Origin of the sequence: Streptomyces sp. NPDC048106 (assembly GCF_040706415.1) — a bacterium.
Classification (GTDB): Bacteria; Actinomycetota; Actinomycetes; order Streptomycetales; family Streptomycetaceae; genus Streptomyces.
On record NZ_JBEZND010000018.1, the window covers coordinates 140,596 to 150,487 of the forward strand.

A 9,892-nucleotide genomic window follows, 5' to 3' on the forward strand; every position below is an offset into this window, starting at 1 on the left:
GCGTGCGCGACGCAGACACCCTGTTCATCGACGGTACCTGGCAGGAAGCCGACGGAGGCCGTGCCTTCGACGTCACCGACCCCGCCACCGGAAGGATCATCGGCCGGGCGGCGGACGCCGGAGCGGAGGAGACGGGGCGCGCCATTGCCGCCGCCCGCACGGCGTTCGCCACCTGGAGCCGCACCGGCGCTTACCAACGGGCGGAGGTGCTGTGGGACGCCCATCGGCTGATGACCGAACGGGCCGATGAGCTCGCCGAGCTGATGACCCTGGAACAGGGGAAGCCGATCAAGGCGGCACGCAACGAGGTGAGTTACGCGGCCGACTTCCTCGCCTGGTTCGCGGAGGAGGCGAAACGGGTGTACGGCGGCTCCATCCCGTCACCGCGGACCGACCACCGTCTTTCCGTCCAGCGTCGGCCGGTCGGGGTGGTGGCCGGGATCACCCCCTGGAACTACCCCATATCGATGATCACACGCAAGGTCGCCCCCGCGGTCGCCGCCGGCTGCTCGATCGTGCTCAAACCGGCTGAGCAGACGCCGCTCTGCGCGGTGGCGGTCTTCGAACTGCTGGCGGAGGCGGGGCTGCCGCCCGGGGTCGCCAACCTCGTGACCACGGGACGTCCCCGGGTCGTCGGCGAACGGCTGCTGGACGACCCCGTCGTGCGCAAACTGACCTTCACCGGTTCCACCGAGGTCGGCATGGCTCTGGCCGCCCGGGCGGCGGCGACGATGAAGCGCGTCTCCATGGAACTCGGCGGCCACGCGCCCCTCTTGGTCTTCGACGACGCCGACCCGGTGCACGCGGCCAAGGGGACGGCGCTGGTGAAGTTCCTGAACACCGGTCAGGCATGCATCAGCCCCAACCGGATCTTCGTCCAGCGCTCGGTCCTCGACGCCTTCACCGACGAGCTGGTCTCCCGGGTCGGGCGCCTGAAGGCGGGGCCGGGCTCCCTTCCGGGGGTGTCCGTGGGGCCGCTGGTGGACGACGCGGCGCTGAAGAAGGTGAGTGAGCACGTCGAGGACGCCCTCGCCAAGGGGGCGCGTCTGCTGGCCGGCGGCACTCGGCTCACCGCACACGCCCTGCGCGGAGGCCGGTTCTACGCTCCCACCGTCCTCGCCGACGTGGACGAGTCGATGCGCGTCTACCAGGAGGAGACCTTCGGCCCGGTGGCGGCGATCATCCCCTTCGACGACGAGGAGGAGGCCGTGCGCCGGGCCAACAACACCGCCTACGGCCTGGCGTCCTACGTCTACACCCGGGACCTCGGCCGCGCGGTCCGGGTGAGTGAGGCGCTGGACTTCGGGATCGTCGGCGTGAACGACATCAACCCCACCGCCGCCGCAGCCCCATTCGGCGGCCTGGGTATGAGCGGACTGGGCCGCGAGGGCGGCGCCCAGGGCATCGACGAGTACCTCGACGTGAAGCTGGTCGGGCTCGTCGTTCCTCCCGCCCCGCCGGCGAACCGTGACGAGGGGGAGGAGCCCCGATGACGGCGGTACCGGACCACGTGGTCGTGGTGGGCGCGGGCCTCGGCGGTCTGCGCACGGTGGAGAGGCTGCGCTCGGACGGATACGCGGGCCGTGTCACCCTCGTCGGTGCCGAGTCTCACCCTCCCTACGACCGGCCGCCCTTGTCCAAACAGGTCCTCGACGGGTCGTGGGAGCAGGACCGCACCGTCTTGTGCGATCTGGACGGCCTCGCCGACCTGGGGGTCACGGCACGCCTCGGCTGCCGGGCCGTGGCACGGGAGGGAACGGGGGTGCGCCTGGACGACGGCGGCTGGGTCACCGGAGACACCGTGGTCCTCGCCACCGGCGCGGTGGCCCGCCGTCTTCCCAGGCAGCCCCAGGGGGTGGCCGTGCTGCGCGACCGCGAGGACGCCCTGGCGCTGCGTGAGGCCTTCGGCACGGCCCGCTCGATGACCGTCATCGGCGCCGGTCTCATCGGCGCTGAGGCCGCCTGGGCGGCGCGCCGCCGCGGAATCGCCGTCACGGTGCTGGAACAGCTCGCGGTGCCGTGCGCCCGCGTGCTGGGCACCGAGGGCGGCACGCTGCTGGCCCGGCTGTTCGAGGAGGCGGGCGTCGACCTGCGGTGCGGAGTCGGCGTGGGCGCGCTCAAGGACCGCCACACGGTGGAGCTCACCGACGGGGGGACGGTGTCGTCCGAGATCGTCCTGGTCGCGATCGGCGCGGTACCCGACCTGTCGTGGCTGGCGGGCAGCGTGCCCCTGGCCGGGGGCGGCATCGCCTGCGACACGACGGGCCGGGTGCTCGACACCCCAGGTGTCTGGGCCGTGGGCGACGCCGCCGCATGGGCGGACCCGGCGACCGGACGGCATCGGCGGGAGGAGCACTGGACCAGCGCGGTCGAGCAGGCGGGCCGGGTCGCCTGCGGCATCTTGGGGACGGCGCCGCCCGTGTCCGGGCCGTCCTACGTGTGGTCCGACCAGTTCGGGCTGAAGGTGCAGCTTCTGGGGCGTCCGGATCCGGCGGCAGAGGTGGTGGCGCTGCACGGGAAGGGGACGGCCGGCGGCCCGGTGCGCGGGACCGTGCTCGGGTACTTCACCGCCGGGCGCCTGACGGCGGTCGCCTCCTTCGGCGCCCCGGCCCGCTTCGTGCGCTACCGCCCGCTGATCGCGGCCGGCGCCGACCGGGAGGCGGTCCTCGCACAGCCCGACGGCGGTGGGGCCGGACCGCCCGCAAAACCCGAGGGATCCGGGGAGACACCCCTTCCGTCCACCTGACGCCGCCCGACCGGCCCGAAGGAGCCGCCCGCGCCACACCTCGATCCGTCGCCGCCTGTCATCAATACGGGCGGCGTGTGCGAGGGGCAGTACGGCAGACAGAGCACCGAGGTGAGAGGAAGCCACGACCATGACGGTGACAGGGACGTACTGCGGGGTCGACGGACTCGAGCCGGACACCGGCCGAGGACCGCTGCCCGAGAAGGACCGCGCCAAGTTGCCCTTCGTGATGGAGGACTCCCACTTCGGGCCTCGCGAGCGCTACTACGACCGGGGCTTCTTCGAGCTCGCTCGATCCTTCTGGTGCGGCAGGCCGACGTCGCGCTCAAGGAGTGCAAGGTCGAGCTCTGGGCCGGAATGACCTGGATAAACATGGACCCCGCCGCCCGTCCGCTCTCCGAGATGCTCTCCCCGGTCCAGGAACTGCTCGACGGGGTCGGCGTCGGCTCCATGCGCTGACCACCTACCCCGAGGGCGAGGAGCCCGAGCGAGGAACGCTCAAGGGCGTCTTCGACAAGGACGACGTGGAGAACTGGGGCCTGATCCCGCGTCAGGACTCGAGCAACATCGAGCGGCAGCAACGAGGCCTGCACTCGCGGTCCTACAGGGCCAGCCGGCTCTCCGCGGTCCACGAGAAGGGCATCGCCGACGTGCAGCACGAGATCGGCCACTACCTCGCCGCCGACAGGTGACCCCGGGTGGCCGGGCGCGCCCGCGCGGCGCCCCCGCCGCCCACCGGCAGACGACATCCTCAACCAGGGAGGCAGGGATGAACGAAACGGACGAGACGTTCGATCTCGTGATCGCGGGCAGCGGTGGCGGCGGACTGGTGGCCGCACTGGCCGCGGCCGACGCCGGGCTGCGGGCGGTGGTCCTGGAGAAGCAGCAGTACGTCGGCGGGTCCACGGCCATGTCCGGAGGCGTCATCTGGATGCCCGACAACCCCCTCATGCGGGCCGAGGGTGTGCCCGACTCGTTCGACGACGGGATGACGTACCTCCAGTCGGTCATCGGCGACCCCGACGACGCCTCGTCGCTGGAGCGCCGCCGTGCCTTCCTCACGGCCGGCCCGCACATGATCACGCTCATGCAGAAGCAGGGCGTCGAGCTGGTCCGCTGTGACGGCTACAGCGACTACTACGACAACGTCGAGGGCGGCAGCGCCCGCGGCCGTTCCGTCGAGGGCGTGCCGTGGGACCTCAAGCAGCTCGGGCCGTGGCGTGAGCGCATCCATCCGGGCATGGCCCGCGCCATCGGGCTCGCGGTCAAGACCAACGAGGTGCGCAGGATCTCCCTCTTCCTCCGGTCACCCGGCTACTTCGCCTCCACCGCCCGGGTGGTGCTGCGCACCCGGCTCTCCCGGTTGCGCGGACAGGACCTCGTCACCAACGGCATGTCGCTCACGGGGCAACTCACCAAGGTCCTGCTGGACCAGGGGGTGCCGATCCGGCTGAACACCCCGGTACGGGAACTCCTCGTCGAGGACGGCCGGGTGACCGGCGTCCGGGTCGAGAGCGACGGGGTGAGCAGAACGATCCGCGCCCGCCACGGGGTGCTTCTCGCCGCGGGCGGGTTCGAGCGCGATGGCGAGATGCGGATGAAGTACTCCGCGAACACCCAGCCCAACGACGGCACCCACTCCCGGGGCAACGCCGGCAACACCGGTGAGGTGCTACGGGCCGCGCTGGCCCTGAACGCCAAGAGCGACTACCTCGACGAGGCGGTGTGGTATCTGGCACCGCGTTCGGAGATGGCCGGTTCCACCCTCAGCCTGGCCCGGCAGATGCCACACACCATCTTGGTCAACAACCACGGCGAACGGTTCGTCAACGAGTCCAACTCCTATGTGGAGGTGGGCAAGGCGATGTATGCCAACGACGCCGCGCCGTGCTGGCTGGTCTTCGACGACGCCTACCGCCGCTCCGTGCCGTGGCTGAGCGGTATGCCGAAGCTGTGCCACATGACCTCCGCCATCCCGGGCCGCATACCCAAGGAGTGGGTGGACAAGGGCTGGATCCTGATGGCGCCGACCGTCGAGGAGCTGGCGCGACGCATCGAGCTCGACCCGGCGAGGCTCAGGGCGACCGTCGACCGGTTCAACGCCGGTGCCGCCGAGGGCAGGGACCCCGACTTCGGGCGGGGTGCCTCGTCGTACAACCAGACGCTCGGCGACCCCGGGCACAAGCCCAACCGGGCCCTGGGCACGATCGAACGCGCGCCGTTCTTCGCGACCCGCATCTACCCGGGCGACGTCGGCACCATGGGCGGCGTGGTGTGCGACGAGCACGCCCAGGTCCTGGACGCCGACGACACGCCCATACCCGGGCTGTACGCGACCGGGAACATGGTGGCGACTGTGATGGGGCGCACCTATCCGGGGGCCGGGGCCAGCATCGCCCACACGATGGTCTTCGGCTACGTCGCAGCCCGCCACATCGCCCGGACGGTCCGCCCGGGCGCCGGAACGTGACCGGCGCGGCGGCCGACGGTGGACACCGAACGCCCGGGCCCGCGCCCTGGAGGAGCGCCTGCGCCAGGGCATCGCCAATGGCGAGTTCAACGGTGTGATCTGCCCCTTCGCGCGGGCAGGAGGTGATCCCGGCCGACGCCTTCGGGGGCAAGGGCGGCACCATGCACCTCACCACACTTGAGCAGGGCGTGACGCTCACCACCGGCGTCGTCGGCTCCGGTGTCCCGGTCGCGGTCGGACCCCTCGCGCCACGGCAGCAGGGGAGCGACCGGGTGGTGTCCGTCTCCGAGGGGATGAACTTCGCGACCGTGTGACAGTCGCCGGTGGTCTTTGTCTGCCAGAACAGGTGGTCCTTGAGAAGAAGGGGGTCGTCCCCCCGGAGCCGGGCGAGGCCGGAGGTGACCCGACGCCGGCGTGTCCGGAGGGGTGAGAGCGCCGATCGGCCGCCGGCGGGAGGAGGGAGGGCGGAGGCTGGAGACGCCCGCCCTCCCTGCCCCCGGCGCCACTCAGCCGCTCACCTGGCCGGGGCGAGGCGGCCGGTGCGCCGGGCGGCGACGACGCCGCCGTCGACCAGGAGGTCGCTGCCGGTGATGAAGGTGGATCCCGGGCCGAGCAGGAAGGCGGCGGCTTCGGCGATGTCGTCGGGCGTGCCCACCCGGCCGGTTCCCGACGCGTCGATCATCGCGCGCATGGCCTTGCCGCTCTCGCCGTCGAGTTCCTGCTGCCCCATCGGTGTGGCGATCACCCCGGGGCTGATGGAGTTGACGCGTGCCCCGCGCTCTCCCCATGAGGTGGCGGCGGCTTGGACGCGGAGCCGGTTGCCGAACTTCGCCAGGGCGTAGGCGTTCTGCCCCAGCGCTTCGGGGGAGGTGAAGGGCAGGTCCAGCAGCGCGTCGGCGGGGGTGAGAGCCAGGGCCTGCTCCTGGTCCGGGCTCAGCGGGGGAGCCATGTAGCCGGCCATGCTAGCGATCACGACTCCGGAGCCCCCGGGCGCGATTACCCGGGCGAACTCCTCCAGAACGAGCGCGGTGCCCAGCAGGTCCACCTTGAGCACCGCGGCGGCGGGGGCCTGCACGGGGGAGAGGCCCGCCGTGTGCGCGACCTGACGGACGAGGCCCAGGCCCTGCGCCGCTCGGGCGAGTTCGGCGACCGAGGAGCGCGAGGAGACGTCCACCTGCCGGGTGGTGACGTCGTGCCCCTGCCCCCGCAGGAGGTCAGCGCAGGACGCGAGCGTCTCGACGTCGAAGTCGGCGAGCAGCAGCCTTCTCCCCGAGCCCAGGCGCCCGGCGATCGCCTGCCCCATGCCTCCCACCCCGATGACCACCAGCACCTCGGCGCTCATGATGCCTCCCCTTGCATTACGTGCCGTTACGTAAAGAGAGGGTACCTCGTAGAATGCCGCTCATGCAGGGGGTACGGCGCGGACGGCCGCGGGAAGCACAGACGGACGACGCGATCCTCGGCGCGGCCCGGGAGATTCTCGTGAGGGACGGCTACGCGCGGCTGTCGATGGAGAAGGTTGCGACCGCGGCCGGGGTCGGCAAACCGACGCTCTACCGCCGCTGGTCCTCCAAGGCGGCCTTGGTGGGCGATGTCGTCCTCAGCTCGTTCCTGGCCCGGACGCCGGCGCCGCCGACCCTCGACCGGGACGCGAGGGCGCCGGCTGCCGAGCGGTTGGTCGCCTGGTGCCAGGCGTTCGCGACGACCGCCGCCGATCCGGACCACGCCGCCATGGTGCTGGCCCTCACGGCGGCGGCGGCCGAGAGCCCGCTCACCGCCGAGAGCCTGTACCGGCATCACACCCGCCCGCAGCACGAGGCGCTCGTGCACTGCCTGCGCAGTGGTGTGGAGCGCGGTGAGTTCCGGGCGGACGCCGACCTGGAGGCGGCCGCCGACGCGGTCATCGGCTCGGTTGTCTACCAGCTGCTCACCCGTACGCACACCGACTCTCTCGCCCGTACCGAGAACCTGCTCAAACTCCTGCTGGCCGGGCTTCGCCGCTGAGGGGGCGCTCCCCGGGGGGCGTCGCGGTGACGCGGCGGGGCGGGGCGGCGGGAGCCGGGGCAGGGGGCCGGTGAACGGTCTCGACCGCCGGCTGCGGTGACGGCGCCGCCGCCGGCCCGGACGCTGCTCCGGCAAGCCACACGAACTCGCCACTGCGGCGCTCTTCCTGGCAAGCGAAGACTCCCGGGTGGTCGCTGCGAGGGCGACGGCGGACGCCTCGCCGCACAGCCCCGGGAACGCGCTCCCCACCGGCGCCTCGGTCGATCCCCGGGCCGCGGCCCCGCATGCCTGCGCACCGAGGCCCACCCAGCGGGCGGCGGCCGGACGGAAGCCGGGCCAGCGCGCCCGGAAGGACGTGTCCTGGTCAGTGCGCCAGGGAGCCCCGAAGCACACTCTCCCGCAGAAAGCGGGCGACCCGTGGGCGTCCGCTGCGCTCGTGGCGATGGCTCGGCACGGACAGCACCGTGCGCAGCAGGGGCGCCATGTCCGCCGCGTCGAGGCGCCGGGAGACCTCGCCCATGGCCTGGCCGCGGCGCAGCACCTCCTCGATCAGCGACATATGCCGCTGCGTGGACAGGTAGAAGCGGTGGATCGACAGGTTGTCCCGGTGGCTCCACCCGAGACGAGCGACCGTGTGTTCCTTGTGCCAGCCGCGGACCATGTACGAGAAGAAGAGGCAGAGCGCGTCGAGTGCCTGTGGAACGGTGACGCCGGGGGTGGTCAGAGCCGCCTCGTACCCGCCGCGGACCGTCTCCGCGTACGTCTCCAGGATCTCCTGGAGCATGGCGTCCTTGGACTCCACCCGGCGGTACAGCGTGGCCATCGCCAGACCGGAGGCACGGGCGATGTCGCGGATGGTGGTGGCCTCGTACCCGCGCAGGGCGAACTGGTCCCGCGCGGCGAGGAGGGCCCGCTCGCGGGGGTCGTCGAGGTCCCGGGTCGGCCAGGCACGGACGGAGTCGATGACCGCCGCGTGCGCCGGTGAGTCGGTCAGCTCGCGGTCGTCGGGCCGCGCCGAAAGCACGCCGTCCAGCAGGAGCCGGCACAGGTCCTCGGCGAAGCCGGCCGGGTCCTGCGCCTGGTGGTGGCCGAGCCCGGCCTCCAGGGTCAGGCTGCGCAGTGCGAAACAGAGCAGCCCGGCGTCCAGGCGCGGGTTGTGGGGACCGTGGAGCAGTCCGGCCACCACCTCGGTCCACAGCACATCGAGGGGCTGGGCCCGGAGGCCGAGCGCCTTGTTCAGCTCGGAGTCGTCCCCGCCGGCGGCCTCGTAGGCGCGCAGCCGCACCGCCCCGACGTGCTGGAAGCTCGTTTCGGCGACCGCTGTCGCAAGGGCGCGGAGGCGCTCAACCGGGGGGAGGTTCTCTGGGACCGAGGCGCGGAACTCGTCGACCAGCTTCAGCAGGTCCGTCCGGAAGTTGGTGAGGAGGGACACGGCTATCGCCGACTTGGACGGGAAGTGATGGTAGAGACTTCCCGGCAGGACGCCGGCCTCGGCCGAGATGTCCTGCATGGTCGTGCCGGCGTATCCCTTCTGGCTGAAGAGCTCGGAAGCGGTCGCCCGGATAACCTCTCTTCTTGTCACCTCGGTCGACATGACGCTTTCCGTTCCCTCCAGGAGTAAGCCGCGCCCCCTGTCGCTCAGCGGACGGCGTTCAGTGCGGTGCGCCGCCCGACGAGGACGGTCGCCGTTCCAGCGCGGCGTCCCTCGGGACCTACGGGTCGGCCCCGGTCGGTATGGCCCGCTGACTGAAGGGTACCAACGCCGTCGCTCCTCCTCGGAAGGGCGAACGGGGCAAGCCGGGAGAGTGGACGGCCGGCGGCGGTGGTGGGGTGCGAGCCGCCGGTGGCACGTTCCACCCGTACGAGACGCATCTCAACAGTCTCGGCGTCCCCTCTGGGATCGCCTTCGGGGCGTCGCCCCGCCACAAGTGTGCCGTGAGCGGGCCGAGATGGCGCGCCGCCTGATCACCCACATCTACACCGAAAGGGGGCGTGCCCTGGCGGAGGGCTCCGAAGAACCCGGGGTCGCCTGGGAACGCACCGCCCAAGCGCTGGAGAACGCGCTGATCGGACTTTTCCGCGCACCCGACACCCTTGCGAACGGCGAGGAGATGTCCCGACCGGGACGGACGTACCGCCGTGGGGGCGGGAGACCCTCGCGGCCGGGCCGCGACGACGTCCCGAAGCCCGGGATACCGGCGTTCGCTCCTTGCGGGGCGGGGGGTGCGGGGGCCGTTGCCGGTCGTCGGCCGCGACCAGGTGTTTCTCCTTGCCCCTCGGCGCCCCGCAGCAGGGGGCGGACACCCTCGGCTCCGCATCGCGGGCCTCGTGGTCTTCCATCCTCGGAAGATCCTGCGGAAGCACTGGATCCGGGGGATTGGCCACTCGGTCAGCCGCACGGGATCCGGGCACATGCCCGGGCACCCGGGCAATGCGGGCGGGTGTCAGCCGACGGCCGTCCAGGTGTCCTTGCCGGCGAGGAGGGTGGCGAGGTCGCCCTTGCCCTGCTGGTCCACGGCGGTGTCGAGTTGGTCGGCCATGAGGGTGTCGTAGACGGGGCGTTGGACGTTGCGCAGGACGCCGATGGGGGTGTGGTGGAGGGTGTCGGGGTCGGCGAGGCGGGAGAGGGCGAAGGCGGTGGTGGGGGTGGCGGCGTGGGCGTCGTGGACGAG

9 protein-coding genes and 1 pseudogene are annotated in these 9,892 nt (G+C 72.1%); 7 read left to right on the forward strand and 3 right to left on the reverse strand.

From position 1 onward, the window contains the following. Positions 1-2 precede the first annotated feature (2 nt). From AB0927_RS20185 to AB0927_RS20210, 6 genes are all read left to right on the forward strand, one after another. Positions 3-1,493 (forward strand): NAD-dependent succinate-semialdehyde dehydrogenase, encoded by a 1,491-nt coding sequence (locus tag AB0927_RS20185; protein WP_366669002.1) that lies wholly within the window; start codon positions 3-5, stop codon positions 1,491-1,493. Then, entirely contained in the window at positions 1,490-2,746 is a 1,257-nt protein-coding gene (locus AB0927_RS20190; protein ID WP_366669003.1) for an FAD-dependent oxidoreductase, read from the forward strand. Before AB0927_RS20185 ends, AB0927_RS20190 begins: the two co-directional genes overlap by 4 nt. A gap of 303 nt (positions 2,747-3,049) precedes the next feature. Continuing rightward, on the forward strand, positions 3,050-3,205 hold the full coding sequence (locus AB0927_RS20195; protein WP_366669004.1) for a hypothetical protein: 156 nt from the start codon (positions 3,050-3,052) through the stop codon (positions 3,203-3,205). 65 nt (positions 3,206-3,270) lie between these two features. After that, positions 3,271-3,438: a hypothetical protein gene (locus AB0927_RS20200; RefSeq protein ID WP_366669005.1), complete on the forward strand. Its 168-nt coding sequence runs from the start codon at positions 3,271-3,273 to the stop codon at positions 3,436-3,438. Between the two features lie 77 nt (positions 3,439-3,515). Further along, positions 3,516-5,216, forward strand: coding sequence for an FAD-binding protein (locus AB0927_RS20205; RefSeq protein WP_366669007.1), 1,701 nt, complete (start codon positions 3,516-3,518; stop codon positions 5,214-5,216). A 122-nt stretch (positions 5,217-5,338) separates the two neighbouring features. Then, positions 5,339-5,530, forward strand: coding sequence for a hypothetical protein (locus AB0927_RS20210; RefSeq protein ID WP_366669008.1), 192 nt, complete (start codon positions 5,339-5,341; stop codon positions 5,528-5,530). Between the two features lie 200 nt (positions 5,531-5,730). On the opposite strand, the gene AB0927_RS20215 is transcribed toward AB0927_RS20210, so the two are convergent. Next, positions 5,731-6,558: an SDR family oxidoreductase gene (locus AB0927_RS20215; protein WP_366669009.1), complete on the reverse strand. Its 828-nt coding sequence runs from the start codon at positions 6,556-6,558 to the stop codon at positions 5,731-5,733. 62 nt (positions 6,559-6,620) lie between these two features. On the opposite strand from AB0927_RS20215, the gene AB0927_RS20220 reads away from it, so the two are divergent. Beyond that, the gene (locus tag AB0927_RS20220) at positions 6,621-7,220 is read left to right on the forward strand and encodes a TetR/AcrR family transcriptional regulator (RefSeq protein ID WP_366669010.1); all 600 of its coding nucleotides are present in this window, start codon (positions 6,621-6,623) and stop codon (positions 7,218-7,220) included. Between the two features lie 364 nt (positions 7,221-7,584). Here AB0927_RS20220 and AB0927_RS20225 read toward each other — a convergent pair whose 3' ends face one another. Together AB0927_RS20225 and AB0927_RS20230 are read right to left on the reverse strand one after the other, a co-directional pair. Next, positions 7,585-8,814 (reverse strand): helix-turn-helix domain-containing protein, encoded by a 1,230-nt coding sequence (locus AB0927_RS20225; RefSeq protein WP_366669011.1) that lies wholly within the window; start codon positions 8,812-8,814, stop codon positions 7,585-7,587. Between the two features lie 850 nt (positions 8,815-9,664). Beyond that, positions 9,665-9,892, reverse strand: a pseudogene (locus tag AB0927_RS20230) (2-oxoacid:ferredoxin oxidoreductase subunit beta); the annotation flags it as partial.

Excerpts from the sequence above, each read along its gene's own strand:
- AB0927_RS20215 (WP_366669009.1), bottom strand. The coding sequence starts at position 6,558 with ATGAGCGCCGAGGTGCTGGTGGTCATCGGGGTGGGAGGCATGGGGCAG.
- AB0927_RS20190 (WP_366669003.1), top strand. The coding sequence starts at position 1,490 with ATGACGGCGGTACCGGACCACGTGGTCGTGGTGGGCGCGGGCCTCGGC.
- AB0927_RS20220 (WP_366669010.1), top strand. The coding sequence starts at position 6,621 with ATGCAGGGGGTACGGCGCGGACGGCCGCGGGAAGCACAGACGGACGAC.
- AB0927_RS20205 (WP_366669007.1), top strand. The coding sequence starts at position 3,516 with ATGAACGAAACGGACGAGACGTTCGATCTCGTGATCGCGGGCAGCGGT.
- AB0927_RS20225 (WP_366669011.1), bottom strand. The coding sequence starts at position 8,814 with ATGTCGACCGAGGTGACAAGAAGAGAGGTTATCCGGGCGACCGCTTCC.